This is a genomic window from Streptomyces sp. NPDC050842 (assembly GCF_044456565.1).
Classification (GTDB): domain Bacteria; phylum Actinomycetota; class Actinomycetes; order Streptomycetales; family Streptomycetaceae; genus Streptomyces.
The window spans coordinates 339,710-365,647 of the sequence record NZ_JBITGA010000010.1; the positions used below are offsets into that span (position 1 = coordinate 339,710).

26 protein-coding genes, 1 pseudogene and 1 riboswitch are annotated in these 25,938 nt (G+C 73.2%); of the genes and pseudogenes, 7 read left to right on the forward strand and 20 right to left on the reverse strand.

Annotated elements, in window-relative coordinates:
- Positions 1-27 precede the first annotated feature (27 nt).
- From ACIBG6_RS31225 to ACIBG6_RS31235, 3 genes are all read left to right on the forward strand, one after another.
- Complete coding sequence (locus ACIBG6_RS31225; RefSeq protein WP_399226051.1) at positions 28-714, forward strand: hypothetical protein; 687 nt, start codon at positions 28-30, stop codon at positions 712-714.
- Positions 715-851: 137 nt separating this feature from the next.
- Positions 852-1,547 (forward strand): sigma-70 family RNA polymerase sigma factor, encoded by a 696-nt coding sequence (locus ACIBG6_RS31230; protein ID WP_399226052.1) that lies wholly within the window; start codon positions 852-854, stop codon positions 1,545-1,547.
- 157 nt (positions 1,548-1,704) lie between these two features.
- On the forward strand, positions 1,705-2,160 hold the full coding sequence (locus tag ACIBG6_RS31235; RefSeq protein WP_399226053.1) for a tellurite resistance TerB family protein: 456 nt from the start codon (positions 1,705-1,707) through the stop codon (positions 2,158-2,160).
- Positions 2,161-2,189: 29 nt separating this feature from the next.
- Here ACIBG6_RS31235 and ACIBG6_RS31240 read toward each other — a convergent pair whose 3' ends face one another.
- The 5 genes from ACIBG6_RS31240 to ACIBG6_RS31260 all read right to left on the reverse strand — a co-directional run bounded on the left by ACIBG6_RS31240 (position 2,190) and on the right by ACIBG6_RS31260 (position 7,418).
- Positions 2,190-3,122, reverse strand: a complete 933-nt coding sequence (locus ACIBG6_RS31240) for a M56 family metallopeptidase (RefSeq protein WP_399226054.1) — start codon at positions 3,120-3,122, stop codon at positions 2,190-2,192.
- Positions 3,123-3,133: 11 nt separating this feature from the next.
- On the reverse strand, positions 3,134-3,580 hold the full coding sequence (locus tag ACIBG6_RS31245; RefSeq protein ID WP_399226055.1) for a BlaI/MecI/CopY family transcriptional regulator: 447 nt from the start codon (positions 3,578-3,580) through the stop codon (positions 3,134-3,136).
- Between the two features lie 87 nt (positions 3,581-3,667).
- Positions 3,668-4,585 carry a glutaminase gene (locus ACIBG6_RS31250; RefSeq protein WP_399226056.1) on the reverse strand — a complete coding sequence of 306 codons (918 nt, stop codon included), beginning with the start codon at positions 4,583-4,585 and terminating at the stop codon, positions 3,668-3,670.
- 28 nt (positions 4,586-4,613) lie between these two features.
- A complete protein-coding gene (locus ACIBG6_RS31255) occupies positions 4,614-5,765 on the reverse strand; it encodes a hypothetical protein (RefSeq protein ID WP_399226057.1) in 1,152 nt (383 codons plus the stop codon).
- A gap of 129 nt (positions 5,766-5,894) precedes the next feature.
- Positions 5,895-7,418 (reverse strand): MFS transporter, encoded by a 1,524-nt coding sequence (locus ACIBG6_RS31260; protein ID WP_399226058.1) that lies wholly within the window; start codon positions 7,416-7,418, stop codon positions 5,895-5,897.
- A 147-nt stretch (positions 7,419-7,565) separates the two neighbouring features.
- Here ACIBG6_RS31260 and ACIBG6_RS31265 point away from each other — a divergent pair, with 147 nt between their 5' ends.
- Positions 7,566-8,306, forward strand: a complete 741-nt coding sequence (locus tag ACIBG6_RS31265) for a TetR/AcrR family transcriptional regulator (RefSeq protein ID WP_399226059.1) — start codon at positions 7,566-7,568, stop codon at positions 8,304-8,306.
- 3 nt (positions 8,307-8,309) lie between these two features.
- Here the strand turns inward: ACIBG6_RS31265 and ACIBG6_RS31270 are convergent, their stop codons facing one another.
- From ACIBG6_RS31270 to ACIBG6_RS31325, 12 genes and pseudogenes are all read right to left on the reverse strand, one after another.
- The gene (locus ACIBG6_RS31270) at positions 8,310-9,689 is read right to left on the reverse strand and encodes an MFS transporter (RefSeq protein WP_399226060.1); all 1,380 of its coding nucleotides are present in this window, start codon (positions 9,687-9,689) and stop codon (positions 8,310-8,312) included.
- 90 nt (positions 9,690-9,779) lie between these two features.
- Positions 9,780-10,196: an ArsR/SmtB family transcription factor gene (locus ACIBG6_RS31275; RefSeq protein WP_399226061.1), complete on the reverse strand. Its 417-nt coding sequence runs from the start codon at positions 10,194-10,196 to the stop codon at positions 9,780-9,782.
- A gap of 54 nt (positions 10,197-10,250) precedes the next feature.
- Positions 10,251-11,078 (reverse strand): ABC transporter ATP-binding protein, encoded by an 828-nt coding sequence (locus ACIBG6_RS31280; RefSeq protein ID WP_399226062.1) that lies wholly within the window; start codon positions 11,076-11,078, stop codon positions 10,251-10,253.
- Entirely contained in the window at positions 11,075-12,145 is a 1,071-nt protein-coding gene (locus ACIBG6_RS31285) for a FecCD family ABC transporter permease (RefSeq protein WP_399226064.1), read from the reverse strand. Before ACIBG6_RS31285 ends, ACIBG6_RS31280 begins: the two co-directional genes overlap by 4 nt.
- The gene (locus ACIBG6_RS31290; RefSeq protein WP_399226065.1) at positions 12,142-13,203 is read right to left on the reverse strand and encodes an ABC transporter substrate-binding protein; all 1,062 of its coding nucleotides are present in this window, start codon (positions 13,201-13,203) and stop codon (positions 12,142-12,144) included. The genes ACIBG6_RS31285 and ACIBG6_RS31290 overlap by 4 nt, the downstream gene beginning before the upstream one ends.
- A 65-nt stretch (positions 13,204-13,268) precedes the next feature.
- A riboswitch (cobalamin riboswitch) is annotated at positions 13,269-13,476 on the reverse strand.
- A gap of 50 nt (positions 13,477-13,526) precedes the next feature.
- Positions 13,527-13,733: a cold-shock protein gene (locus tag ACIBG6_RS31295; RefSeq protein WP_399226067.1), complete on the reverse strand. Its 207-nt coding sequence runs from the start codon at positions 13,731-13,733 to the stop codon at positions 13,527-13,529.
- 90 nt (positions 13,734-13,823) lie between these two features.
- Positions 13,824-14,040: pseudogene (locus tag ACIBG6_RS31300) on the reverse strand (amino acid permease); the annotation flags it as partial.
- A 169-nt stretch (positions 14,041-14,209) separates the two neighbouring features.
- Entirely contained in the window at positions 14,210-14,950 is a 741-nt protein-coding gene (locus ACIBG6_RS31305) for a DJ-1/PfpI family protein (RefSeq protein WP_399226068.1), read from the reverse strand.
- Positions 14,951-15,103: 153 nt separating this feature from the next.
- Positions 15,104-15,661 (reverse strand): TetR/AcrR family transcriptional regulator, encoded by a 558-nt coding sequence (locus tag ACIBG6_RS31310; RefSeq protein WP_399226069.1) that lies wholly within the window; start codon positions 15,659-15,661, stop codon positions 15,104-15,106.
- Between the two features lie 69 nt (positions 15,662-15,730).
- Positions 15,731-17,434, reverse strand: coding sequence for an amidohydrolase (locus ACIBG6_RS31315; protein ID WP_399226071.1), 1,704 nt, complete (start codon positions 17,432-17,434; stop codon positions 15,731-15,733).
- Positions 17,427-18,728: an amidohydrolase gene (locus ACIBG6_RS31320; RefSeq protein ID WP_399226072.1), complete on the reverse strand. Its 1,302-nt coding sequence runs from the start codon at positions 18,726-18,728 to the stop codon at positions 17,427-17,429. Before ACIBG6_RS31320 ends, ACIBG6_RS31315 begins: the two co-directional genes overlap by 8 nt.
- Positions 18,725-20,002, reverse strand: a complete 1,278-nt coding sequence (locus tag ACIBG6_RS31325; RefSeq protein WP_399226073.1) for an MFS transporter — start codon at positions 20,000-20,002, stop codon at positions 18,725-18,727. Before ACIBG6_RS31325 ends, ACIBG6_RS31320 begins: the two co-directional genes overlap by 4 nt.
- A 63-nt stretch (positions 20,003-20,065) precedes the next feature.
- On the opposite strand from ACIBG6_RS31325, the gene ACIBG6_RS31330 reads away from it, so the two are divergent.
- Positions 20,066-21,157 carry an Lrp/AsnC family transcriptional regulator gene (locus tag ACIBG6_RS31330; protein WP_399226074.1) on the forward strand — a complete coding sequence of 364 codons (1,092 nt, stop codon included), beginning with the start codon at positions 20,066-20,068 and terminating at the stop codon, positions 21,155-21,157.
- Positions 21,158-21,433: 276 nt separating this feature from the next.
- Complete coding sequence (locus tag ACIBG6_RS31335) at positions 21,434-22,084, forward strand: ScbR family autoregulator-binding transcription factor (RefSeq protein WP_399226075.1); 651 nt, start codon at positions 21,434-21,436, stop codon at positions 22,082-22,084.
- 7 nt (positions 22,085-22,091) lie between these two features.
- On the opposite strand, the gene ACIBG6_RS31340 is transcribed toward ACIBG6_RS31335, so the two are convergent.
- From ACIBG6_RS31340 to ACIBG6_RS31350, 3 genes are all read right to left on the reverse strand, one after another.
- Positions 22,092-22,856, reverse strand: coding sequence for an SDR family oxidoreductase (locus ACIBG6_RS31340; protein WP_399226076.1), 765 nt, complete (start codon positions 22,854-22,856; stop codon positions 22,092-22,094).
- Positions 22,857-22,943: 87 nt separating this feature from the next.
- On the reverse strand, positions 22,944-23,909 hold the full coding sequence (locus ACIBG6_RS31345; protein WP_399226077.1) for an NAD-dependent epimerase/dehydratase family protein: 966 nt from the start codon (positions 23,907-23,909) through the stop codon (positions 22,944-22,946).
- Positions 23,910-23,923: 14 nt separating this feature from the next.
- Positions 23,924-24,922 carry a ScbA/BarX family gamma-butyrolactone biosynthesis protein gene (locus tag ACIBG6_RS31350; protein ID WP_399226078.1) on the reverse strand — a complete coding sequence of 333 codons (999 nt, stop codon included), beginning with the start codon at positions 24,920-24,922 and terminating at the stop codon, positions 23,924-23,926.
- Positions 24,923-25,001: 79 nt separating this feature from the next.
- Between ACIBG6_RS31350 and ACIBG6_RS31355 the strand changes: the two genes are divergently transcribed.
- Entirely contained in the window at positions 25,002-25,661 is a 660-nt protein-coding gene (locus ACIBG6_RS31355) for a ScbR family autoregulator-binding transcription factor (RefSeq protein WP_399226079.1), read from the forward strand.
- The last annotated feature ends 277 nt before the right edge of the window (positions 25,662-25,938 follow it).

Consider the following 25,938-nt stretch of genomic DNA (forward strand, 5'->3'; position numbering starts at 1 on the left):
CGGAGGGGGTGCGAGGATGGGCGCGCCATGACACCAGGCCGATGTTCCCGAGGAGCGCGGGCCGCGATCTTCGCGGCCGTCTGTGTGCTGCTCGCGGCCACCGGACACATCGTCATGTCGGGTCATGGAGTGCCCGGTTGGGCGATGGCCCTCGCGTTCGCGGGAACCGTGGCGGTCGCCTGGGTCCTCGCCGGGCGCGAACGCGGGCTGTTCGCCGTGACGGCGGCGACCGTAGCCGTCCAGGGCGTGCTGCACACGGTGTTCTCCTGGACCCAGTCGTCAGCCGCCACCGACCCGTCGACGGCTCACGCCGACGCGACCACGTCCCACGCGGGCATGGGGCACGAGGGCATGGGGCACGGAGGCATGGCGCACGGGACCGCCGGGCCGCCCGCCGCCCACGACATGACAGACATGGCGGCCATGGGGGAGATGTCGTCGTCCCTGGGCATGCTGTCGGCGCACCTGCTCGCCGCGCTCCTGAGCGGGCTGTGGATGGCGTACGGGGAGCGGGCCGTGTTCCGCATGCTGCGCGCCCTGCCGATGGGGCTTTGCCGCCCCCTGCGGCTTCTGTTCACGGCGGTCGTTCCCGTACCGCGGGACGTGCCCCGCGTCCGGCCGGCCCGCGCGGGTGACGAGCGGGCTCCCCGGCGGCTCCTGCTCGCCCGTTCCGTCGTCTCCAGAGGTCCTCCACAGGCACTCGCTGTCCTCTGACAGCCGGCTCCCCGAGCGCGACGGACACGCGTCCGCCGCTCGGGCATCGGCCATGCCGTTCCGGCGGGCCGTACCAGTCACCGGTGCCGCCGTCCGCGCGCCGCCGGGTTCCCCTTGCCTCGTAAGGACTTGTGGCGATGACCCCTGCCCACGAAACGCTCCTCGACGGATCGACCGCCCCGGCCCGCTCCGCACCCCGCTCCGCGCAGTCGTCGGCCGCCGACGCGGTGACGACCCGGCTCGCGCTGGCTGCCCGGGACGGCGACCCGGCCAAGGCCGACCTGTTCGTCCGTGCCCTGCACCGCGACGTCTGGCGGTACGTGGCCTACCTCAGTGCCGACCGCCAGGCGGCCGACGACCTCACCCAGGAGGTCTTCCTCCGTGCGCTCGCCGCGCTACCCCGCTTCCAGGGGCGTTCGTCGGCCCGTACGTGGCTGCTGTCCATAGCCCGGCGGACCGTGGTCGACAGCCTGCGGCACGCGGCCGCCCGCCCCCGTCTCTCCGACCGCGACGACTGGCAGGCGGAGGCCGAGCACACCCAGCCCCGGGGGCTGCCCGGCTTCGAGGACGGCATCGCCCTCGCGGAACTCCTGGCGGCCATTCCGGCCGAGCGGAAGGACGCCTTCGTCCTCACCCAACTCCTGGGCCTGCCCTACGCCGAGGCCGCCGAGGCCATCGGCTGTCCGGTGGGCACGGTCCGCTCCCGCGTGGCCCGCGCCCGGGCCTCCCTGATCGCCCTGCTCCGCGGTGAGGAGGACGCGACCCCGCAGACGCCCCCGGCCGGCGTCACCCCGCCGACCAGGAGATTCCCCCGGGCGCCCGCCCTCGCCTGACCCAGGCCCAGACACAGGCCCAGACACAGGCCCAGACACAGGCCCAGGCCTGTTCCGACCACCCGTCACATCGGCCGCGGTGCCCGGGAACCATCCCGGGCACCGCCACGTTCTACAGAAGCGTAGAAGCAATCGACGACGTCTGGAGTGACGGAACATGGCCCTGTGGGACCGCATCAAGGAATCCGCATCGACGATGCAGACCCAGCTGGAGGCGCGGAAGAACGACCTGAAGAGCGGCGCCTTCCGGGACGCCAGCATGGCGATGTGCGCGCTCGTGGCCGCCGCCGACGGGACGATCGATCCGGCCGAGCGCCGCCGGGTCGCGCAGCTGATCTCGACCAACGAAGTGCTGCAGAACTTCGACGCGGCCGACCTCCAGCGCCGGTTCGACGAGAACCTGAACAAGCTGACGGCCGACTTCGACTTCGGCCGGGTCAGCGTGCTCCAGGAGATCGCCAAGGCGAAGAAGAAGCCCGCCGAGGCCCGCGCCGTCATCCAGATAGGCATCGTCATCGGCGGCGCCGACGGCGACTTCGACAAGACCGAGCAGGCCGTCGTCCGCGAGGCGTGCTTCACCCTCGGCCTGCCGCCGCACGAGTTCGACCTCTAGGAAAGACCCGGCCGCCCGGAGGCCGGTCGCTACATCGGGGTGGCCGCCCGCAGGACGAGGAAGAGGGTGACGGCCGAGTTCGCCGAGGACAGGGCCGACACCGTCGCGCCGAAGGCCGCGCCCCAGGCCGCGAACCCGACGGCGGTGAAGAGCGAGGGCCAGGCGCGCCCCGCCGGGGCCGGTCGCAGCAGGGCCGCGACCCGGCGGGGCACCGGCCCGGCGCCGGTGACCGCGGGGAGCAGCGCGGTGGTCGCGGGCGGGCCCAGCAGGGCGGCCGTACCGATCGCGCGGGCCACGCAGCGGCGGCTGCCGACCGCCACCGCGGCCTCCTCGTCGGCCCAGCGTTCGGCGGTGTACGCGACGGCGGTACGGAGCGGGCGCAGGAACGGGTGGGCGCGGGCCGCGAGATGGACCGTCAGGAGGTGTCGGTGGTGACGCCCCGCCAGGTGGGCCCGCTCGTGGGCGAAGAGCGCCCTGCGTTCGCGGGAGGTCAGCGCGGCGAGCATGCCGGTGCTGACGACGACGCGGCCACGCCGACGGCCGGGCAGCGCGTACGCGTAGGGGGCGCCGTCCGGCAGGACGGTCACGGAGGTCCGGGGCAGCCCGGCGAGCGCGCCCTCGGCCCGCCGGCGTGCCCGCCTCTGGCGCCGGGCCGCCGCACCGCACGAGACGAGGACGGCGAGGAGGGCCGGGATCGCCGCCCGGCCGGCCACCTCGTCGTACGGCAGGGCCGCGCGCACCTCGGGGTCCGACCAGGCGTCGGGCAGGGGGTTGCCGGGCAGTTGGGCCGTGCCGACGATCATGAGCAGGACGAGACAGAGGGTGCTGCACACGGCGAGGACGCCGGCGACGGCGGAGAGGAGCCGCGTCGCCGTACGGGGATGGAGCCGGCTCTCGGCGAGGCGGGCGATCGGCCAGGCGGTGAGCGGAAGGACGAGCGGAAGGAAGACGAAGAACCCCATGACGACTGCTGCTACCGGTCCCGCTCGGACTCACCGAGCTCACCGGAACCACCGGACTCACCCGACTCACCGGGCTCTTCGGCGAGGAGTGCGCGCAGGAGCAGCTCGTCGTTCGGTGAGAGCGCGGTGACGAAACTGGCGAGCACGGCCTGACGGTCCGCCTCGGCGTCCAACACCTTGCGCATCCGCAGCGCGGCGAGCCCCGCCTCGTCGGCCACGGCGGTCCAGACGAAGGAGCGCCCCGCCCGCTCGCGCTCGACGGCGCCCTTGCCGTGCAGGCGGGTCAGGATCGTGATCACGGTGGTGTACGCGAGGTCGCCGCCGAGGCGCTCCTGCACCCACGCCACGGGCACCGGTTCGGCGGCGCCCTTGAGCACGGAGAGGACGTGCGCCTCCAGCTTTCCCTGGCCGCGTCTGCGCGGCGAGGGCTCCGCCCCGCTCCCGCTCCGGTCCGTCATGCCGCCGCCCTCCCGCCAGTCCCGTACCCCGTCACTCGTAGCCTACGACCGGTACGCCGCAGGTCAGTGACGCAGTGACGCTTCCGCTCAGAAGACGGAGAGGCCCGTGATCGTGGTGAAGCGGTCCAGGGCGGCGACGCCGGCGACCGAGTTCCCGCGCTCGTCGAGGCCGGGGCTCCAGACGCAGAGGGTGCAGCGGCCGGGGACGACGGCGATGATGGCGCCGCCCACCCCGCTCTTGCCGGGGAGCCCCACCCGGAGGGCGAAGTCGCCCGCCGCGTCGTAGGTGCCGCAGGTCATCATCACGGCGTTGACCTGCTTGGCCTGGCTGCGGGTGAGCAGGCGGGTGCCGTCGGCACGGATGCCGTGCCGGGCGAGGAAGCCGGTGGCGACGGCGAGGTCGGCGCAGGACGCCTCGATCGAGCACTGCCGGAAGTACTCGCGCAGCAGGGTCGGGACGGGCGTGGTGATGTTGCCGTACGAGGCCATGAAGTGGGCGAGGGCCGCGTTGCGGTCGCCGTGGGCGGACTCCGAGGCGACCACGTCCCGGTTGAAGTCGAGGTCCGGGTTGGCGGACTCGGCGCGCAGGAAGTCGAGGACGCAGCCGGATGCGTCGCCGGTCATCCGTTGCAGGCGGTCGGTGACGACGAGAGCGCCGGCGTTGATGAACGGGTTGCGGGGGATGCCGTGCTCGTACTCCAGCTGGACGAGCGAGTTGAAGGGGTTGCCGGAGGGTTCGCGGCCGACGTGCTCCCAGAGGCTGTCGCCTTCCCGGGCGAGGTCGAGAGCGAGGGTGAAGACCTTGGTGACGGACTGGGTGGAGAAGGGCTGCTGCCACTCCCCCACCCCGTACACCGCGCCGTCGAGCTCCGCCACGGCCATGCCGAAGCGGCTCGCGTCGACGGCGGCGAGGGCCGGGATGTAGTCGGCGGGGCGGCCCCGGCCGGCGAGGCCCTCGATCTCCTCGCCGATGCGTTCGAGTACGGGTAGGAAGGACTGCACCATGAGCGCATTGTGCCCGGCCGCGCCCGGGTCAGCTCTCCGCCGTGTCGGGGACGCCGCTCTCCGGCATCTCGTCCAACGCGTACGGGTGCACGTACCGCGCGTCGTCGAAGGGCGTGAACCACGTGCCGAAGCCGAGCGCCGCCACACCGCCCTCGCCGGCGCCGCTCTCCCCTTCGTCCTGGAGCCACGCGAAGTCCATGTCCTCGTAGACCTCCCCGGCGAAGCGCCCGAGGGCGGCCGCGACCTCGTCGTCCAGGAGTCCGTGCAGGTCGAGGGTGACGTGGGCCTGTTCGAGGAGGAGCTTCAGGACGAGCTCCTCGGCGAGGCAGCCGAGCCGCCGGAAGCTGCCGTCGGTGAACCGGGTGGTGAGGGCGATCGCGGTCACCAGGAAGCGGCGCGCGAAGAGTTCGTTGTACTGCGGGGCGTGGCGCGAGGGCAGTTGGTCGAGGTGCCACAGGTGCCCCTGGCACTCGGCGACGGTGGTGTCCTCCTCGGCGAGGGCCTGGACGTCGTCGTACAGCTCGTCGATGAGGACCTCGGCGCCGTACACCAGGGAACCGGCGGCGAGTTCGGCGCTCTCGGGACTGACGCCGGCGGGCCCGTCCGCCGGCTCCTCCTCCCCCGACGGCGCCGCGTCCTCCGCCTCGTCCACGTCATGCGGGACACCGAAGGTGGCCGGGGTGAAGGAGCGCAGGCGGGTCGCGAGGGCGCGGAACGCGGCTTCGTGGTCCTGCGCCTCTCCCTCCGCCTCGTCGGCGGTGTCGGGCTTCGCCGTGTGGTGGGCCCGGCGCGCCTGCGGGTCGCTGGGCGGGGCGCCGGGCCCGTCGGCGGCTTCGAGGCTCTCGCGCGCCGCGTCGGTGTGCAGCTGCACCTCGCTGCTCTCGACCGTCCACTCGGCCAGCAGCTCCGAACGTTCCAGGACTTCCTCGCTGACGGAGCCGACCGCCTCCTCGGCGAACTCCAGCGACGGCGCCGCGACCATCACCTTCAGGATCGCCCCGCCCGGATGGACCGCCACGGCGACGTCGAAGAGGTCCATCTCCATGCCGTCGGCGCCTTCGATACCGGCCACCGACGCGAAGCCCTGTTCCAGCAGGGCGGAGGCTCCCACGCGGTGGAGCCCGTCCAGCTCCGGAGCACCCTCCGGAATGCGTATTTCCACGGTTACGACATAGGTCACGGACGAAAGCGTGCCAGGCCGGGGCGGGTGGACGCGGGTGTTCGCGGAAGCTTTTCGCGTACGGCACGCGCGTACGGCGGGAGCCGGTGCCCCCCCGAAGGGGACACCGGCTCCCGGTGTGGGCTCGGGTCAGGCGACGAGCTCGGACTTCTCCGCACCCGCCGCGTCTGCCTCGTCCGCCTCATCTCCGACGGGGGCCTTCTTGCCGTCCCGCATGACCAGGGTGGCGAGGGCGGCCGCCGCGAGGACACCGATCGCGCTGATCGTGAAGGTGGTGGACATCGAGGTGGTGAAGGCCTCGCGGGCCGCTTCGACCATCGCGGGGTCGCCCTTGGCGGCGGCCAGCGCGCCGCCGATCGACTGCTTGGCCTCCTCGGAGGCGTCCGCCGGCATCTCACGGGAGAAGGTGCTGGTGAGGAGCGAGCCGAGGATCGCGATGCCGAGCGCGGTGCCGGCCTGCTGGATCGTGTCGTTCAGGGCGGAGCCGACGCCCGCCTTCTCCTCGGGGATGGTGCTCATCAGGGCGCCGACGGCGGCCGGCATCGCGAGGCCGGCGCCGAGGCCGAGCAGGCCCAGGGCGATGGCCGGGACGGTGAAGCCGGAGGCGGCGTCGACCGTGGTCAGCAGGGTGAAGGAGCCGGCCATGACGAGCATGCCCGCCAGGATCAGGACGCGGTTGCCGACCTTGGCGGCGAGTCCGGCTCCGGCGCCGTTGCCGATGAGGGCGGCGACGGCGAGCGGGACGAAGGCGAGGCCCGCCTTGACCGGCGAGTAGCCGAGGACGAACTGCAGGTACTGGGTGAGGACGAGGAGCAGGCCTCCGTTGCCGATCTGCACGAGGGTCAGCGAGAGCGACCCGCCGCTGAAGTTGCGGTGCTTGAAGAGGACCAGCGGCACCATCGGCTGGGGGGTGACGTTCTCCCAGATCACGAAGCCGGCGAGGGAGACGACCGCGACGGCCAGGGTGACGAGCGAGCGGCCCTCGAAGGCGCCGTGCTGCGGGATCTCGATGATCCACCAGATCAGCGCGGTCATGCCGACGGCGGAGAGGATCGCGCCGAGCGGGTCGGGCTTCTGCCAGGGGCCCTTCGACTCCGGCATGAGGGTGAGGGCGGCGACGACGGCGAGGACGACGACCGGGACATTGATGAAGAAGATCGACTGCCACGAGAACCGGTCGATCAGGACGCCGCCGAGGACCGGGCTGCCGACGAGGCCGAGCATCGACACGGAGCCCCAGGCCGCCATCGCCTTGGGCCGCTCGTCCTCGTCGAAGACGGTGATGAGGATGGAGAGCGTCGAGGGCATGATCAGCGCGCCGCCGACACCCATCGTGATCCGCGCGGCGATCACCTCGCCGGGGCTGGTGCAGAAGGTCGCGGCCAGTGACGCCGCGCCGAAGAGCAGCAGGCCGAAGATCATGATCTTCCGTCGGCCGAACCGGTCACCGAGGCTTCCGGAGGTGAGGAGGAGTCCCGCGAAGACCAGGATGTAGGAGTCCAGGATCCACTGGATGTCCTGGGCGCTCGCGCCGATGTCCTCGGTCATCGAGGGGACCGCGACGGTCAGCGCCATGCTGTCGACCACCAGGACCAGGGTGCTGAGGCACAGCACGACCAGGATCCACCAGCGGCGTGGGTTGCGGCTTTCCATGGGACTTCCCCCTCGACTTTCGTCTTTTCCTCTTGCCGTTTTCCTTCGGTGCGAACACTGTACGCAGACGCGCACAGTGTTCGCAACCTCTTGCACCTGTACGCTTGATGCGAACGTCGTACGCGCCGCAAAGGAGGATCCGCCCCCATGGCCACCAAGGCGAACCCCGTCCCGTCCGTATGGACGCGACAGCAGGCCGCACCCGATCAGCCCGCCCTCAGCCGGACCGCGATCGTCCGCGAGGCGATCGTCATGCTGGACGCCGACGGCATCGAGGCACTCAGCATGCGCAAGCTCGGGGCCCGCCTCCACGCCGGCGCGGCCTCGCTCTACCGCCATGTCGCGACCAAGGACGAGCTCATGGAGCTCGCCGTGGACGAGGTCGCCGCCGAGATCGCCGTCCCTCCGGCCGAAGCCGCCCGCGGCGGAGCCGGCTGGCGCGCCGCCGCGACCGAGGCCTCGGACTCCTTCCGCGCGACGGCCCTGCGCCACCCCTGGCTCTCGTCCGTCCTCGGCCAGGCGGGCCTCGCCTACCTGGGCCCGAACCTGATGGCGTACTCGGAGCGGCTCGCCGCCCTGTTCGCGGCGGCCGGCTTCCCGGAGCCGAGCCGGGCGATCGACACCCTCCTCTCGTACGTCATCGGGATGAGCACGACGGAGGCCGCCTGGCTCACCACGGTCGCCCGCTCCGGCGAGAGCGAGGCCGACTTCATCGCGCGCCTGATGCCCGCCGCCCAGCAGGCCGCGGCCGGCCACGACCACCTCACCGAGGCGTACGCCGACTCCGCCGTCCACGCGGTCGTCGACCCCGTCGCCATCCGCGACGAGAAGTTCGCCTACGGCCTGGACGTCGTCCTCGACGGCCTGGAGATGCGCCTCCCCCGATAAGCGTTACGCGGCCTCCCCGCGCGGCCAGCGGCGGTGCAGTTCGTCGATGTGGAAGTCGTGCGCGTGGCGGCCGCCGCCGCCCGCCTCCACGAGATGGGGGTGGCCGGCGGGGAGTTCGGGGTGGACGTGTGCCAGCGCGGCCGGGTCCGTACGGGGCCACAGGCGGGTGGCGGCCAGGGCGCCGAGCAGGGCGATCCCGGCGAGTACGGCCGCCGAGGCCATGAGTCCGGCTCGCGCCGCGAGCCAGCCGGCGAGGGGATAGGTGAGCAGCCAGCAGGCGTGCGAGAGGGAGAACCGGGCGGCGAAGGCGGCCGGCAGGTCGGCGCTCCGGGCGGAGCGGCGCAGCAGCCTGCCGCCGGGCGTGAGGATCGCCGAGGTCGCTCCGCCGAGTACCAGCCAGACCGCGAGCAGCCCGGGCCAGGACCAGTCCCCCGGCGGGAGCGCGAGCCCGAGCGCGAGCAGCCCGAGGGCCCCTGCCAGGACGAATGCGGCGCGCAGCATGAGCGCCCGTTCACCCCCCGGGGCAGGCCGGTCGGCGGGCTGGTCGGCGGGCCGGCGGTCCAGCGCGCGTGGGAGCAGGAGCGCGACCGCCATCGAGCCCGCTCCGTACGCGCCGAGGGCGAGCGGGACGTCTCCGGGGGTGCGGCCGAGGGTGTCGCGGACCAGGACCACCGTGTTGACCAGTACCGTCGCGCCCGCCGCCGCCACCGCGACGTCCAGGGCGAGCAGGGCCCGCAGGCGCGGAGTGCCGAGGAGGAGCCGCGTACCGAAGGCCGCCCTGGCGCGGAGTCCTCCCGCGCGTGCGGCAAGTGCGGGTGCGGGCAGGGCGGTCGCGCGGACCAGGACGCCCGAGGCGAGGAACCCGGCGGCGGTGCCGGTGAAGAGCCGGTCGTACGGGACGACGGTGAGCAGCGCGGCGGCGAGCACCGGGCTGAGCAGGCTCTCCAGGTCGTAGGCGAGCCGGGAGAGGGAGAGCGCCTTCGTGTAGTCGCGCTCCTCGGGGAGCACGTCGGGGATCGTCGCCTGGAAGGTCGGCGTGAAGGCGGCGGAGGCGGTCTGGAGCAGGAGGATCAGGACGTAGATCTGCCACACCTGGGTGACGAACGGCAGGGACAGGGCGACCCCGGCCCGTACGAGGTCCATGGTGACGAGCAGGTTCCGGCGGGGCAGCCGGTCGGCGAGGGCGCCGACGACCGGGCCCATGCCGACGTACGCGGCCATCTTGATCGCGAGGGCGGTGCCGAGCACGGCGGAGGCGTTCGTCCCCGCGAGGTCGTAGGCGAGGAGGCTCAGCGCCACGGTCGCGAGGCCGGTGCCGGCGAGGGCGACGACCTGGGCGGTGAACAGGCGCCGGTAGGTGCGGTTGCGCAGCACGGACAGCATGGGGACGCCCCCGGTCGGCCAGGTGGTCGGCGGACCCCTTCACCGTAGCCGATACGTGCGTACGTGCGCACACGTTGACGTCATGCGGGCTCAGTCGTGCCAGGGCTCGCCGCTCACCACATGGTCCGCGCGGCTGATGGCCTCGACGACCAGTCGCTTCAGGTGCCCGTCGGGCATCGCGTACACGACCCGCCGCCCGTCCTTGCGGGACTGCACGAGGCCGCCGAGGCGCAGCTTGGCCAGGTGCTGGCTGACGGCCGGGCGCGCGGCCCCGCACGCCTCGGTCAGGGCGCTGACGTCGGCCTCTCCGCGGGTGAGCAGCCACAGCAGGTGGAGCCGGGTGGGGTCGGCGAGGAGCGCGAACACCTCAGCCGCCGCGGCGAGTTCCCGCGCTCCGGGTGTCCGCTCGTGCGGACGCGGCACGGCGGACGCCCCGGCGTCCGCCGCCGGATCCGTCGTGGGGCCGTCGGGACCTGCGGCGTCTGCCGGATCTGCGCGCTCGGACATGGGGCCATCGTAGGCAGACCGGCCCACGGCTCAGTCCTCGCGCGGGGCCACGGTTCAGCCCTCGTGCCCGGCCTCGGCATCGGCGGGAGCCGGGAGCGTGCCCAGGAAGCGGATGTGGGGGCGGCCTCCGGGCGTCGGTCGGGTCACCGTGGCGCGTACCCGGTACACCTCGGCGATGAGCTCCTCCGTCAGGACCTCGTCCGGGGTGCCCCGGGCCACCACCCGGCCCTCCGCGAGGACGACGAGCCGGTCGCAGTACATCGCCGCGAGGTTCAGGTCGTGCAGGGCGACGACGGCGGTCAGGCGGAGCCCGGCGACCAGGGTCAGGAGGTCGAGCTGGTGCTGGATGTCGAGGTGGTTGGTGGGTTCGTCGAGGAGGAGTTCGCGCGGTTCCTGGGCGAGGGCGCGGGCGATCTGGACCCGCTGGCGTTCCCCGCCCGAGAGCGTCCGCCACGAGCGGTGGGCCATGTCCGCGAGGCCGGTGCGGGCGAGGGCGGAGCGGACGGCGGCCTCGTCCGCCGCCGACGCGGGGGTCCAGGCCCTGCGGTGCGGGACGCGGCCCAGCCGGACGGCGTCGAGGACGGTCAGGTCGACCTGGGTGTCGGCCTGCTGCTCGACCGCGGCGAGGCGCCGCGCGACCGCCCGGCGGCCGAGGCCGTCGAGGGGATCGCCGTCGAGGGTGACGACGCCGCTGTCGGGGGCGAGGACGCCGGCGAGGAGGCGCAGGAGCGTCGACTTCCCCGAGCCGTTGGGGCCGAGCAGGCCGGTGACGGTGCCGGGACGCGGGGCGAGGCTGACGCCGTCGAGGACGGGGCTGCCGCCGACGGTGCGCGAGACCCGGTCGGCGCGGAGCCCCGTGGTCGTACCCGTCTCCGCGGTCATCGCGTGCTCCTCGTGCGGTAGAGGACGAGGACGAAGGCCGGTACGCCGATCAGCGAGGTCACCACACCCACCGGGACCTCCTGGGGATCGAGCGCCGTACGGGCGAGGGTGTCCGCCCAGACGAGGAAGACCGCTCCGGTGAGCGCCGTGACCGGCAGCAGCCGGGCGTGCCCGGGGCCGACGAGCGCGCGGGCCGCGTGCGGCAGGACGAGGCCGACGAAGCCGATCGCGCCGGCCGCGGAGACCAGAGCGGCCGTCAGGAGGGCGGTGACGCACAGCAGGACGGTCCGGGCGCGGTTGACGGCGACGCCCAGCGACGCGGCGGCGTCCTCGCCGAAGGCGAAGGCGTCCAGCGTCCGCGCGTACCCGCCGCAGATCAGCAGGGACGCCACGAGCACCGCGAAGCACACCCGCACCTCGTCCCAGCCGACCCCGCCGAGCGAGCCGAGCAGCCAGAACAGCACGCCGCGGGTGGTCTCCGCGTCCGCGGCCGTCATGACGACGAAGGAGGTCAGCGCGGAGAAGAGCTGCATCGCCGCGACCCCGGCGAGGACCACGCGGTCCGGCGAGCCGCCGAGGGTGTGGCTGAGCAGCAGCACGAGCACGAAGGAGCAGACGGCCCCGAGGAACGCGCCGCCGGTGACGGAGACGACTCCCCCGCCGACGCCGAGGACGACGACCAGGACGGCGCCGGTCGAGGCCCCCGAGGAGACGCCGAGGACGAAGGGATCGGCGAGCGGATTGCGCAGGAGCGACTGCATGACCGCCCCGCACACGGCGAGTCCGGCGCCGCACACGGCCGCGAGGAGGGTACGGGGCAGGCGCAGGTTCCAGACGATCCCGTCCCGGATCGGGGACAGGTCCGAGGCGCCCCCGGTCAGGTGGGCGACGACGACGGACCACACCTCGCCGACGCGGATGTCCGCCGGCCCGATGGTGATCGCCGCGGCGGCCGACGCGCAGAGGACGGCGAGCCCGGCCACGGCCCACGCCAGTGTCCGGCCGCCGGACAGCGCTCCGCTCCCGCGCGGCACCTCGACCGACTCGACCGGGCGCGTGAGGGTCACTTGGCGAGCCCGTACGAGCGGAGCGCGGCCGCCACCTTCTCGACGCCCTCGACGGTACGGATCGTGGGGTTCATCGCCTGTCCGCTGAGCAGCACGTACCGCTTCTTCTTCACCGCCGTCATGTTCCTGGTGACCGGGTCGGACTCCAGGAACGCGATCTTCTTCGCGGCGCTCTCGGCCGACTGGGAACGGCGGGTCAGATCGCCGATCACGAGCACGTCCGGGTCGCGGTCCGCGACGGTCTCCCAGTTGATCTGGGGCCACTCCTCGCGGGTGTCGTCGAAGACGTTCTTCGCGCCGAGCGCGCGGGTCACGATGCCGGGGGCGCCGCAACAGCCCGCCATGTAGGGGGACTCGGAGTTGGCGAACCAATAGAGGACCGTGGCGTCCGTGAAGTCGCCGGACGACGTCGCCTTCGCCACCCGGCCTTCGAGTTCGGCGACGAGCTTCTCGCCTCGCTCCGGCACCCCGAACACCCGGGCCAGGTCGCGGATCTCGCCGTGGACGGTCTCCATCGTGAGCGGCCGGGTGCGGACACCGTCGCCGTCGCCGCTGTTGTCCTTGTCGGCGCAGTCGGTCGGCGAGAGGTACGTGGGGACGCCCAGTTTCGCGAACTGCTCGCGGGGCGCGACGCCGCCCTTGCCGAGGGTGTACGCGAACGAGGCCGCGGCGAAGTCGGGTTCGGTGTCGAGGACCTTCTCGAAGGAGGGGTAGCGGTCGGCGAGGCGCGGCACCTTCGCGTTCTGCGCCTCGAGCCCCTTGAGGACGGGGTCGGTCCAGGTCCCGGTGCCGACCATCCGGTCGGCCAGGCCGAGGGAGAGCAGGATCTCGGCGGCACCCTGGTCGAGGGCGACGGCCCGCCGGGGCGGGCGGTCGATCCGTACGCGCTCACCGCAGTTGTCGAGGGTCACGGGGTAGCCGGATCCCGAGCCTTCGGCGGGACTCTTCGCCGACGGCGTCGTGGCGGGTCCGCCGCCACAGCCCGTCGCGGTCACGAGCAGGGTCAGGGCGCCGGCGAGAAGCAGCGCGGCGGAACGGACGGGGTGTGCGAGCGGCACGGAGCATTCCTCTGCGTCCACGGCTCATACGCGGAGCCTGTCGTACGGTGCTCCCCGGTCGACGGCGTGACGCCGGGGCCGCCAGCAGGTCTTCGGACTCGGGGTCATCCGGACGGGGCGCCTTCCCGGGCCTGTTCCGCCGCCCAGTGGCCGATGCTCCGCCCGTCGCCCTCACCGCTGCGCGTCAGCTCCGGTTTCCCACCGGATTCCCTGACCCGTACGCTCGCCCGTTCGGGTGAGCGCAAAGGTGCGACTGGCCTCGGCACAGTACCACCGGGGACCCGTCGCGCCTCCGGGCGCGGACCGTCACGACACCCCCCAGGTCAGAGGCGCAGTTCCTTCGCCTCGAAGCGGCCGTCGCCGAGGACGAGGACGAAGGTGACCTGCTGGCCCTCGGAGACCGTCCGCACCTCTCCCTCGATGTCCGCGGCGCTGAAGTAGACCTGTTCCTCGGAATCCACCGGGACGACGAAGCCGTACCCGCCGAGACGGTTGAAGGACTGGACGAACCCTTTGCTTCTGCCTTCCACGGCGGCCTCCCTGTCGTCACCGGCGATGTGCCTCTCAGGGGAGATCTACCCCGTCGGCGCGCACTTCGCCCGTCACGGGACACCGCCGTGGGCGGTGACGACGATCACGGAGACGCCGGTGAGGACGGCGCCGAGCCCGTTGAGCGCGGCCCTGCCCCACTGACGGGTCGCCCGCCAGTGCAGGACCATGCCGGCAATGCAGGACCATGCCGGTCTGCGCGAGGGTGAAGCCGACGAAGACCCCGATCGCGAAGAGCGGGACGAGGGTGCTGGCGTCGCCGCCGGAGAAGACGAGCAGGCCTCCAGCCGCGGTCCACCGCCACGGCGTCGTCTGGCTCGCGGTGACCTGGACGGCCCCGATGTGCGGGACACCCTCCACGATCTCGTAGAATCTTCAACAGAGGCCCGGTGTCGGAGATCCCCCGTGTCCGTCACCGGGCCTCGCCGACTTCACGGCACGTCCCGCGGCCCGCCGATCAGTCCCGGGTCCGGGTCCATACCGTGCCGCGGGCCTCGTACTCGAGCATCGCCTCCAGACCGTTCGCCGCGTCCGGGCCCAGCTCGCGGCGGACCAGCCAGAGGGCGAGCTCCAGACCGGACGTGACGCCGCCGGCGGTCACCAGGTCGCCGTCGTCGACCACCCGGGCCCTCTTCAGGAAGCCGCCCTGCCGCTCCAGATCGGGCCGGGCCTTGTGGTGGGTGGTGCAGGGACGGCCCCGGGTGAGCCCGGCCGCCGCGAGGAGCATCACGCCCGTGCACAGGGCGGTGACGGTGAGCCCCGGCCGGGCCGCCGCCGCGAGGGCACGGGGCAGGACGCCCTTGTCGATCTCGGCCCACACCCCGGGGCTGTCGCGGCGCGCGTAGCCGCCGCCGGGCACGACGAGCAGCTCGGCCCTGTGCGGGGCCCAGGGGTGCTCGACGCGGACCTTCGTCCCGTAGGCGGCGGTGACGGTGCCGGGACCGGAGGTGGTGACGTAACGGACCTCCACCGGGCGGTCGGTGAAGAACCCGGCGGCCGCGAGCACCTCGTAGGGCGCGGCGAAGTCGAGCTCCTCGACTCCGTCGAAGAGGACGAGCTGGACGCGTAACGGCTTCTCTGTGGCGGGTCCGGTGCGGGCGGGTCCCGTGGCGGCTTCGGCGGGTCCCGCGGCGACGCCCGCGAGGGCGGAGGCGGCACCGAGGGTGGAGGTGGCGCGGAGCAGGTCGCGGCGGTTCATGGCTCTCCCCGGGTCGTGGACGGACGAAGGGGACAGCCGTGGGAAAAGGCCGATCCGGACCGTTCGTTCCCGGCGGTCGTCACCGGCCGTCCGTCCCGCTGAGTCAGTCGGACGGCCCCGCCGCCCGGTTCCCGCGCGCGGCCGGTCGGCGCCTCAGCGGCCGCCGGGGTACGCGGTCCGCGCCGTGATCCGGGCGATGCGGCGCGCCGACTCCTCCGGGGAGGCCACGGGCCGGACGATGTGGCTGACCGTGAGCCGCACGATCGTCTCGACCGCGAGACGCCGCGACTCCTCGTCCACATCGGGCCAGGTCTCGATCGCGTACGCGTCGACCATCGCCGTCGAGGCGAGGAGAGCGCCCTCGCCGCCCCGCTCGGCCACCAGGACCCCCTTGATCAGCGGGTTGTCCGCGGCCTGCTGAAGGGTGTAGCCGACCCCGGCGGCGGCCGCGGCCTCCAATTCGCCCCGGTGGCCGTCCAGTTCGCGCTGGATGCCGCGCAGGAAGCCGTCCAGCTCGCGCTGGACCAGGGCGTTGCCGATGGCGTCCTTCGAGCCGAACTCGTTGTAGAGCGTCTGGCGGCTGATCCCGGCGGCCCGCGCGATGGCGGTCATGCGCAGCCCGCCCCAGCCCTCCGCGGCGACGACGCGGTAGGCGGCGTCGAGCACTTGCTCGCGCAGGAGAAACCGGACGCTCTCGCGGAAACGTGTCATCGTGGCCCCACTTTATCCACGGTGACAGGCCCGCCCGTCCCCGTACGGACGAGCGGACAGGCCCTCCCGTCACCCGCTCCAGGTGAGCCGCCCGCCCAGGTACGTCGCCGTGACCGCGGCCTCCTCCGGGAGGCGTTCCGGCGGGACGGTGTACGGGTCTCGGGCGAGGATCGCGAGGTCGGCGCGGAGCCCGGGGCGCAGGGAGCCGAGCTCGTCGTCGAGGTGGAGCTGCCAGGCGGGGTGGGCGGTGACCGCGAGCAGCGCCTCGTCGAGGGTGAGCCGTTCCGTCGCGCCGTGGACCCGGCCGCTGGCGGGGGTGCGGCGGGTGAGGGCGGTCGCGACCGAGGCCAGCGGGTCGGTCGGGGAGCACACGCCGTCGTTGTGGAGCGAGACCCGGTGCCCCGCGTCCCAGGCCGAGCGGACCGCCATCCAGCGGTCGGCGACGCCCTGGCCGAAGAGGTCGTCCGCGAGGACGTCGCCCCACCAGCGGACGTGGTCCATGAACAGGCTTACGGTGGCGCCGAGTTCGGCGGCCCGGCGGTACTGGGCGGCGGTGACCGCGCCGCAGTGCTCCATGCGGGGGCGCAGCGCGCGGAAGGCCTCGGGGTCGGCCGCGGCGGCGCGGGTGTAGGCGTCGAGGACGGCTTCGAAGGTGACGTCGCCGTGGACGTGGCAGGCCATCGGATAGCCCTGCGCGGTGAACGCCCCTGCCAGTTCGGCGAGTTGGTCGGGGGTGTAGTTCATGGGGGCGTGGTTGCAGCGGCCCGGTCCCATCGCCCGGGTGGCGGCGCTGTCCAGATAGGGGAAGCTGGTCGCGACCGTGCCCTCCCAGGCGGTGCCCTCCGCCCACAGCTTCATGCCGGAGACTCCGAACAGCTCCTCGGCGGGGGCGTGTCCGGGGAACCGGCGGTCCGGGTCGGCGGCCAGTTCGGGGGTGCCGATGAGGTACGAGCGGACGCGGACGGCGGCGTCGGGGCGCTCCGCCGCGGCCCGCAGCGCCGGGAGGAGGCGCGGCTCGGTGGCCAGGTCGGCGACGGTGGTGATGCCGACGCGGGCGTGTTCGGCGTAGGCCCAGTCGAGTGCGGCGGCGAGCCGGTCGGGCTTCAGCCGGTCCCCTGCCACCACCCACAACAGGGCCTCGACGGCGCCCCCTTCGTGGGCTTCGCCGGTGGGTTCGCCGTGCGCGTCGCGCAGGAAGCGGGCGCCGGCCGGGTCGGGGGTGTCACGGGTGATGCCGGCGGCGCGCAGGGCGGCCGAGTTGGCCCAGGCGGCGTGGCCGCTGTTCGCGACGACGACGAGCGGGGCGTCGGGGCGGAGCGCGTCGAGCTCCGCCCGGGTCGGGGGCGTCAGGTCGCGCTGGAGCAGCGGGTCGACGCCGTAGGCGCAGACCGGTTCGCCCGGCTCGGCGGCGGTCACGGCGGCCCGGATCCGGTCGAGGACCCCCGCGCCGGTGGGCACGGTGAACGGCCGGACGTCGACAGCGGGCGGGGCGACGGCGAGGGCGACCATGACCGGGTGGCCGTGGGCCTCGACGAAGCCGGGCAGCAGGGCCCGGCCGGCGAGGTCGACGACCTCGGTCGTCCGGCCGCGCAGCCGCAGGATCTCGTCGCGGGTGCCGACGGCGGTGATGCGCCCGTCGCGGACGGCGAGGGCCTCGGCGCGGGGGCGGGCGGGATCCATGGTGAGGACGGGCCCACCGATGAACACCAGGTCGGCGGTGGGCGCGAGGCCGGGGGTGGGCGCGAGGCCGGGGGTGGCGTCGGGCTCAGGCACCGGGGGTCTCCTTCCGCAGCCAGTGGGCGGCCGCGGCGAGCAGCGCGGTCACGCCGATGGGGATCGTCGGCCCGGGTACGGGGGCGAAGTGGGGCGAGTGGTTGGCGGGGACGGTGTCGGGGAGCCCGTTCTCCAGGAGGGAGTCGGGGTCGATGCCCGCGTACAGGGCGGGGTCGGCGCCGCCGAAGTGCCAGAAGACGGAGGGGACTCCGAGCGCGGTGCCGAAGACGCCGAAGTCCTCGCTGCCGGTGATGACCTGGGGAAGGGTGAAGACCCTGCCCTCGCCGAAGGCCTCGGTGAGGGCGGTCTGGACGAGGGCGGTCGCGGGCCCGTCGTTGACGGTGACCGGGAAGGGGTTGAAGGGGACGATCTCCGGTTCCTCGGGCGCGCCCGAGGCGGCGGCCTCCGCGCGGACGATGCGGGTGACGGCGGCCAGGATCCGGTCTCGTACCGCCGGGGTGGTGGAGCGGATGTTGATCCGCAGCTCGGCGGTGTCCGGGATGATGTTCTCCTTCGTCCCGGCGTGCAGCGAGCCGACGGTGACGACCGCGGTCTGCGAGGCGCCGATCTCCCGGGAGACCACGGTCTGGAGGCGCATGACGACGGCGGCGGCCATCACCACCGGGTCGACGGCCGTCTCGGGGCTGGAGCCGTGGCCGCCGCGGCCGAAGAGGGTCACGCGGAGGCTGTCGGACGCGGCCATGACGGGGCCGGGCCGGGTGCCGAGGAAGCCGACCGGCGCCGGGGCGACGTGCTGGCCGAGGCAGATCTCGGCGCGGGGGAAGCGGTCGAGGAAGCCGTCCTCGATCATGGCGGGCGCGCCGCCGATCTCCTCGGCGGGCTGGAAGACGGCGACGACGGTGCCGCTCCAGGTGTCGCGGTGCGCGGCGAGCCGGTCCGTGGCGCCGAGGAGGCAGGTGACGTGCATGTCGTGCCCGCAGGCGTGCATGACGGGCACCTCGTGGCCGTCCGGGTCGGTGCCGGTGGCGGTGGAGGCGTACGGCAGTCCGGTCTCCTCCTTGACGGGCAGGGCGTCCATGTCGGCGCGGAGCAGGACGACGGGACCGGGGCCGTTGGCGAGGACGCCGACCACTCCGGTGCCGCCGACGCCCTCGGTGACCTCCCAGCCCTGGGCGCGCAGCCGCTCGGCGGCGACACCGGCCGTGCGGAACTCCCGGAAGGAGAGCTCGGGGTGGGCGTGCAGGTCCTCGTAGAGGGCGAGGAGCCCGGGGAGCCGCTCGTCGAGCCCGGCGAGGAGCGGGGCCACGGCTGCTCGGGTGGCTTCGGTGGTCATGCGGATTCCTTTGCGGGGCTCGGAGTACGGTCCGCGGCGATGCGGAAGGCGGTGGCGTCCTGCGGGGTCAGGCACGACATGACGGCGGCGATCACCGCGCCGAGGACGAGGAAGCCGAAGGCGACCTGGAAGGAGAAGGCGTCGGCGAGGGCGCCCATGACGGGCGGGGCGAGGACGCCCGCGATCTGGCCGCCGACGATGATCACGGCGCTGCCCACCCCCACGTACTCCGGGGTGAGGCCGGACAGGGGGACGGCGAAGATCGGCATGTAGGCGAGGGACGCGGCAAAGATGGCGAGGGTGCCGAAGACGACGAAGCCGGTGAGGGACGGCGTGTTCGCCATGAGGAGCAGGGCGACGGCGGAGACGCCCATGCCGGGGACGATGATCTTTCGGTGGTGGCCGCCGAGCCGGTCGGAGAGCCGTCCGCCGAGGAGGGTGGCGGCGGCGGCCCCGAGCGCCGGGATCGCGACGAGGGCTCCGGCCGCCGTGAGGGAGACCCCGTGCTCCTCGCTGAGGTACGTGGGGACCCAGGTGTTGAGGCCCCAGACGATCGTGCTGTAGCCGAACATCATGAGGGAGAACCGCCACAGAACACCCTTGCGCAGGACCTCGCGCAGCGGAGGGCGGGCCGCGGCCTCCTCGGTGGGAGTGGTGCCGTCCGTACGGGGCAGCGGCGCCGGGAGCCAGAGGCGTACGGCCACGAGGGCGACGAGCCCGAGGGCAGCGGTGGACCAGAAGGCCGAGCGCCAGCCGAAGACGGCGACGAGCGGGGCGACGGCGAGCGGGGTGATGACGGCGGCGATCGCGTTGGAGCTCATCACGGCGCCGTTGGCGCCCATGCGCTCCTCGGGCCGGGTGCGCTCGACCAGGACCTTCATGGCGGCGGGCGGGAAGACGCCCTCGGCCACGCCGAAGGCGAAGCGCAGGGCGAGCAGCACGGCGAAGGACCAGGCGAAGCCGGTGAGGGCGGTGAAGACCGACCAGGCCAGCAGGGCGCAGAGGGTCACCCGCCGGCCGCCGAACCGGTCGGCGAGCATGCCGCCGGGGATCTGGCAGAGGGCGTAGGCGAGGAAGAACGCGGAGACGACGAGGCCCTGCTGGGTGCGGTCGAGGTGGAACTCCGCGCCGATGGACGGCAGCACGAGGTTGATCACGAGCCGGTCGGCGTAGTCGACCAGCCAGGCAGCGAAGAGCAGGACGACCGTGATCCGGACGGTTCTGCGGTGCACGGGCGGCGCCGCCGAGGGTGCGGGAAGGGTCGGAGCAGGCACGGTACTCCTCTCACCGGTGGCCGAAACTGGTCGTCGGCCTGAAGTGCCCCTACGATCCGGTCCATGAGCGCGAACGCCGGGAAACTGCCGGAAACCCTCGATCCAGTCCTTCCTCCGCCGGATTCCCGCGCCGAGGGTTCCGCCACGGGGTTCTCCGAGCTGGATCTCGCGCTGATCGACGCGCTCCAGGCCGCCCCGCGCGCACCGTGGACCCGGATCGGGCGGGCGCTCGGCGTGGACGCGACGACGGCGGCCCGCCGCTTCGAGCGGCTCCGGGCCGGCGGGCTCGCCTGGGTCACCGCGTACGACGCCGCGAAGACGGCGACGGTCGCCTATGTCGAGGTGCGGTGCCGGCCCCGGGCCTTCGACCGGGTGAGCGCCGCGGTGACGGCGCTGCCGTGGGTGTTCAGCGTCGACGAGACGGCCGGGGACTTCGACCTCTTCCTCTCCGTCGCCGCGCCCGATCTGCCGTCCCTGGGGCGCGCGGTCCACGGCGGGATCGGCGGCCTGCGCGGAGTGCGCTCGACGCGTACGCGGCTGGGCATCACGCTGTTCGGGGAGGGGCGCGACTGGCGGATGCGGGCGATGAACCCGGCGGAGCGGGCCGGTCTCGGCGGACCGCGCGGCCCGCACCCCCGTTCGTACAGCACGCACCTCCACGAGCGACCAGGGCCGCAGGACCAGGCGCTGCTCAGCGCGCTCGGCGGTGACGGGCGGCTCGGGTACGCGGAGCTCGGCGCGCGGACGGGGATGAGCGAGCACACGGCGCGGCGCAGGCTCCAGCGGATGATCCGCGACGGGGACATCTCACTGCGCTGCGATCTGGCGCACCCGCTGGCGGGCCTGTCCACGATGGTCGTCTACCGGGCGACCGTGCCGCACGGCCTCCTCGAACAGACGGGGAACGCGCTGGCCCGGCTCGACCAGGTGCGGATGTGCGTGTCGGTGAGCGGGCCGTACAACCTGCTCGTCCTGGTCTGGCTGCACGGCCTCGGCGCCGTGGACCCCTTCGAGGCACTGCTCGCGGAGCGGTTCCCGGCGCTCGCGGTGAAGGACCGGACGGTGTCGCTGCTCTCCCGCAAACGCATGGGCTGGCTCCTGGACGAGCAGGGACGGGCGGAGGGCCGGGTCCCGCTGGGACTGCCCGAGCACTGAAGCGACAGCTGACTACCGCTCGCACCGACAAACCTTCTGATCGGTTTGTTTACAGCCCCCCTTGTCCCCTCCCCCGGCCTGGAACACGTCGTGGGCCCCGTCGGGGGCGCATGCCGACGCCCTCCATGGGTAGGTAAATCCGACAACACGGAAGCGCCCTTGGATCCCAACGAAAGCTCGTAGAATACCAATCAGTCGGTTTGAGGTCGTCGGGTGGTACGGCGCGACGGGGCGCAATTCCTTACCGCTCGACGCATGGTGCTACTGGAGCCGTTGGTGACCAAACAAGAGCGGGGCACACGGACCCGCGACGCGCTGATCAGGTCGGCGGCAGGAGAGTTCGACCTGCACGGCTACGCCCTGGCCACACTGTCCGCGATCAGCGTGGGAGCCGGCGTCAGCCCCGGGGCGCTCCACTTCCACTTCGAGAACAAGGCGGCGATCGCCGAGGCCGTCGAGGGCGCGGCCTGCACGACGCTGCGGCGGACCGCCCGGATCGCGTACCGCCACCGGTCCAACGCCCTGCAGAACCTCGCGGACACCACGCACGCGCTCGCCCGCCTGTTCCGCGAGGACATCGTCGTACGGGCGGGCTTCCGGCTCAGCTGCGCGAACGACTCCCGTACGGAGCTGAATCTGCGCCAGGAATGGCAGAGCTGCGTACAGCAACGGCTCGCGGAGGCGGCCGACGAGGGCATCCTCGCCGCCGGCGTCGCGCGGCAGCAGGACCTCGCCCGCACGATCGTCGCCGCCACCGTCGGCCTGGTGACCCTGTGCCAGGACACCGGCGAGTGGCTCTCCCCCCACACCGTCACCGGTCTGTGGCGCACCCTGCTGCCGACCCTGACGGCCCCGGAGGCCCTCGCGGGCCTGGAACCGGCGGGCACCGCTGCCGTCATCACCCGCTCGCTCGACCCGGTCGGCTGACCGTGGCTCAGAGCGCGCTTCCTCCCGTGGCGTCCACGTACTGGCCGGTGATCCAGCGGGCGTCGTCGGAGACGAGGAACGCGACGATGTCCGCGATGTCGGCCGGTGTCCCGAGCCGGTTGAAGACCGAGTAGGCGGCCAGGGCGGCGCTCGCCTCGGGCGTCGCCCTGCGTCGCGCGTTCATGTCCGTCGCGACGAAGCCGGGGGCCACTGCGTTGACCGTGATCCCCCGGGGCCCCAGTTCCTTGGCGAGGGCGAGCGTCATCGTGTCGACGGCGCCCTTCGTCATCGCGTAGGTGACGGAGTCGGGGAAGGCGATCCGCGTCGCCGCCGAGGAGACGTTGACGATCCGGCCGCCGTCGCGCAGCCGGCCGAGGCCACGCTGGATCAGGAACAGCGGGGCCTTCACGTTGATCGCGAACAGCCGGTCGAAGACCTCGGTGGTCAGTTCGTGGATGCGGCCGGAACCGCTGGCACCCGCGTTGTTCACGAGGATGTCGAACCCGGGCTCCGCGCCGCACTCCACGAGACCGGCGTCCAGCGCCGCGTAGAAGGTGTCCGCGACGTCCGGCGCTTCGAGCTCCGCGCGGAAGGCGAAGGCCCGGCCGCCCTGCTCCTCGATGGCCTTCACCGTCTCGCGCGCGGCGTCGCCGTTGCTGCCGTAGTGCACGGCGACGAGGGCTCCGTCCCTGGCCAGCCGCTCTGCGATGCCTCTTCCGATGCCGCGGCTCGCGCCCGTGACGATCGCGGTCCTGCCGGCCAACGCGGACATGTCGGTGGTGCCTTCCTTCGGTGCGGATCAGGTTCGGGTTCGGGTTCGGGTTCGGGTTCGGGTTCGGGTTCGGGTTCGGGTTCGGGTTCAGGAACGGTCGAGCAGATTCCGGTACCAGGGCGCGTGGGCCGCGAACCCGGCGGTGAAACCCGGCCCCGGGTCACAGCCGAGCTCCGCCCAGGGACGGCCGTCGGCGAACCAGTGGTCGGTGGCGAGCATGGCGAGGTGGTGCCGGCCGAAGGGGTGCCCGGCGAGCAGCTCGTGGGCCTCCGCGAGGTCCACCGCCGCCGCCCTGGCCCGCCCCGCCCGCCCTTGCAGGAGCTCCTCGCAGGGTGCGAGCAGCTCCGCCACCGACACCGGGTCGGGATGGTTGACGTAGTACGGGCCCGCCTCCGTCCGCGGCGAGAGCGCCGCGCCGAGCAGGGCGCCCGCCAAGCGGTCCACGTCGATCAGCGAGTGCAGCGAGGCGCCGGCGTCGAGCGGACCGGGCAGCGCCGCGAGCAGCCGGACCAAGCCCGGGATCAGCTGCCGATCGCCCGTGCCGTACACGAGGTGGGGTCGCAGGACGGCCCCGCCCGCGTCCATGACGTGCCGCTCGCCCGCCGACCGGGTCCGGCTGGTCGCCGAGCCGGGGGCCAACGGCAACGTGCCGGGGGCGGCAGCCCGGAAGGGGCCGCGGCCGTGGACGGAGGCGGTGCTCAGGGAGACGATCCGGGTCACCCCGGCGCGCACGGCCGCGTCGACGAGGGTCCGGGTGCCCTCGTCGTTGACGGTGCGGGCCAGCTCCTCGTCCCCGCCGATCGCCGAGGCGCAGTGGATCAGCACGTCGACGCCCGCGCAGGCCCTGCGCAGCGAGTCGGCGTCCCGGAGGTCACCGGTGACGGTCTCGGTCACCGGCCCTCCGTCGCGCTCCCCCGTCACGAGGGCGGGCGGCGGCAGCGGGCCGCGTGCGAGCAGCCGAAGGCACCCGGGCTCCGGCCGCGCCGCGGCCAGCGCCGCGACCCGGCCGCCGATGAATCCGGTCGTGCCGGTGATCAGAATGCGAAGTGCCATGGTTCCTGTCCGGTTCAACCCGCCAGGCGGCTGCCGAGGCCGCCTCCGACGACCGCCAGGTCGCGCGACGGGGAGGTGAGCGCGCACTGGAACACCTCGTTGCCGTCCTGCCGGCCGAGGACACGGACGGTGGTGGCCGAGGAGGCCGAGCTGGGGACGACCTCGGTCTCGATCCAGCACGGGCTGTCGAGCTCGGCGTACCGCGAGAAGGAGGCGTCCATGACGGTGGGCAGGAAGACGCGGCTCCCGGTCGTCATGGTCGCCGCCTGACGGGCGGCCTCGAGGAGCACCATGCCCGGCACGTGGTCGTTCGGGCGGCGGAAGAGAGTGGTGTGCTGGGTGTTGATCCGCAGCTGCCACTGGCCGGGCCTGGTGCCCGGGGCCAGGACGACGTCCTTGGCGTTCTCGCGGCCGACCAGGTGCGGGGCCAGGCCCGGTATGAGCGGGACCGGCCTGCCCAGCGCGGCCATGCGGTCGCCGCGGATCCGGCGGTACGCCAGGGCCGACGTGCAGCGGGCCAGAGCGCTGCCGGTGGCGAGGTGACGGCCGTCGCGGGTGAGCACCATGGTGGTGCGCAGGTTCCGGATGCTGCCGCCGCGACGGGTCAGGTCGGAGCAGACGAGGTCCACGGTGACGTCCGAGGAGAGGCCGTCCACGGCGAGCGCCTCGGGATCGGCGGCGTAATTGAGGCCCCACATGACGAACTGGTCGTCGACGGGTACCCCCAGCTCGGCATGAGCGACGAGCATAGTGGCCTGGCGTATCGTCTCGGCCACCAGCACAGGGTCGTGCCGGTCCCCTGCGACGGGAGAGAAGAAGGGATGCGTGGCAGGCCAGCGGGCGGATATGGAGAACCGGTTCTCCGTCAACTGCGTCCAGCCCGTGGGGATGATGTCCGCGGGGTCGGCGCGGTGAACGAACTCTCCGGGGACCTGCGTCGTAGCCCCTCGACAGTTCTGATCCATGGATCCCCCTTGCGCCCCACGCCCCTGGGCGGTGTGTCCGCCCAACATAGAATACGTACAGCCCGGTTTTCTTTTCAATGCTTCACGTCACACGGTGAGCACAGACAGCGAGACAGCAGGAGGCGCCTTGGCGCAGCAAGCGCGTGCAATCAAGACCCGGCGGGCGATCCTGGAGTCGGCCGCCACGGTCTTCGCGGAGCGCGGCTACGAGCGGACGACCATCGGGGAGATCCTGGTGCGCGCCGGGGTGACCAAGGGAGCGCTGTATTTCCACTTTGCTTCCAAGGAAGACCTCGCGCTCGGCGTACTCGACGCCCAGATGCTCGACGAGCCGCTGACCCCGCAGTCCATCAAGCTCCAGGAGCTCGCTGACCAGGCCTTCCTGCTCGCTCACCGGCTGCAGCGCGACCCGCTCGTGCGGGCGAGCGTGGCACTGGCCCTGGACAGTGGGGCCACGGGGGTCGACCGGGCGGCGCCCTTCAAGGCGTGGATCGACCAGGTGTCGGAGATCCTGACGGTCGCGAAGGCCCGGGGGGAGATCCTCGTCCATGTGGACGTGTCGGACACGGCCGAGCTCTTCTCGGGCGCGTACGCCGGGATCCAGACGATGTCCCAGATCCTGCGCGATCGCAACGACCTGACCCACCGGGTCTCGGTGCTGCTGCGGTACCTCCTGCCGAGCATCTGCACCCCCGCCCTGCTGACCAGCCTCGACATGACCGAGGGCCGCGCCCGGCAGCTGGCCGAGGAGTACGACGCGAGCCTGAGACGCCGTGAGGAGTTCTAGTCTCGCGTACACCCTCCGTTAACAAAACCGACCGACCGGTCCTCTCAGCGCCCCGACGTGGAACAGCGTCGGGGCGCTCTGGCGTCATGGCACTGAGTGTGTTTTGCTGAGGGTACTCAGTGCCACAAGCGTGACATCGGTGCCACAAGCGTCTAGGGGAGCTCCACATCATGGGCAAGGACTTCGACCTGTATCGGCCCTCCGAGGAGCACGACATGCTCCGGGAGTCGGTGCGTGCGCTGGCGGAGGCGAAGATCGCGCCGTTCGCGGCCGCGGT

What these genes read in the sequence shown, in the direction of transcription:
- ACIBG6_RS31225 (WP_399226051.1), top strand. Translation starts at nt 28, where the DNA reads ATGACACCAGGCCGATGTTCCCGAGGAGCGCGGGCCGCGATCTTCGCG.
- ACIBG6_RS31230 (WP_399226052.1), top strand. Translation starts at nt 852, where the DNA reads ATGACCCCTGCCCACGAAACGCTCCTCGACGGATCGACCGCCCCGGCC.
- ACIBG6_RS31235 (WP_399226053.1), top strand. Translation starts at nt 1,705, where the DNA reads ATGGCCCTGTGGGACCGCATCAAGGAATCCGCATCGACGATGCAGACC.
- ACIBG6_RS31240 (WP_399226054.1), bottom strand. Translation starts at nt 3,122, where the DNA reads ATGGGGTTCTTCGTCTTCCTTCCGCTCGTCCTTCCGCTCACCGCCTGG.
- ACIBG6_RS31245 (WP_399226055.1), bottom strand. Translation starts at nt 3,580, where the DNA reads ATGACGGACCGGAGCGGGAGCGGGGCGGAGCCCTCGCCGCGCAGACGC.
- ACIBG6_RS31250 (WP_399226056.1), bottom strand. Translation starts at nt 4,585, where the DNA reads ATGGTGCAGTCCTTCCTACCCGTACTCGAACGCATCGGCGAGGAGATC.
- ACIBG6_RS31260 (WP_399226058.1), bottom strand. Translation starts at nt 7,418, where the DNA reads ATGGAAAGCCGCAACCCACGCCGCTGGTGGATCCTGGTCGTGCTGTGC.
- ACIBG6_RS31265 (WP_399226059.1), top strand. Translation starts at nt 7,566, where the DNA reads ATGGCCACCAAGGCGAACCCCGTCCCGTCCGTATGGACGCGACAGCAG.
- ACIBG6_RS31270 (WP_399226060.1), bottom strand. Translation starts at nt 9,689, where the DNA reads ATGCTGTCCGTGCTGCGCAACCGCACCTACCGGCGCCTGTTCACCGCC.
- ACIBG6_RS31275 (WP_399226061.1), bottom strand. Translation starts at nt 10,196, where the DNA reads ATGTCCGAGCGCGCAGATCCGGCAGACGCCGCAGGTCCCGACGGCCCC.
- ACIBG6_RS31280 (WP_399226062.1), bottom strand. Translation starts at nt 11,078, where the DNA reads ATGACCGCGGAGACGGGTACGACCACGGGGCTCCGCGCCGACCGGGTC.
- ACIBG6_RS31305 (WP_399226068.1), bottom strand. Translation starts at nt 14,950, where the DNA reads ATGAACCGCCGCGACCTGCTCCGCGCCACCTCCACCCTCGGTGCCGCC.
- ACIBG6_RS31310 (WP_399226069.1), bottom strand. Translation starts at nt 15,661, where the DNA reads ATGACACGTTTCCGCGAGAGCGTCCGGTTTCTCCTGCGCGAGCAAGTG.
- ACIBG6_RS31320 (WP_399226072.1), bottom strand. Translation starts at nt 18,728, where the DNA reads ATGACCACCGAAGCCACCCGAGCAGCCGTGGCCCCGCTCCTCGCCGGG.
- ACIBG6_RS31330 (WP_399226074.1), top strand. Translation starts at nt 20,066, where the DNA reads ATGAGCGCGAACGCCGGGAAACTGCCGGAAACCCTCGATCCAGTCCTT.
- ACIBG6_RS31340 (WP_399226076.1), bottom strand. Translation starts at nt 22,856, where the DNA reads ATGTCCGCGTTGGCCGGCAGGACCGCGATCGTCACGGGCGCGAGCCGC.
- ACIBG6_RS31345 (WP_399226077.1), bottom strand. Translation starts at nt 23,909, where the DNA reads ATGGCACTTCGCATTCTGATCACCGGCACGACCGGATTCATCGGCGGC.
- ACIBG6_RS31350 (WP_399226078.1), bottom strand. Translation starts at nt 24,922, where the DNA reads ATGTTGGGCGGACACACCGCCCAGGGGCGTGGGGCGCAAGGGGGATCC.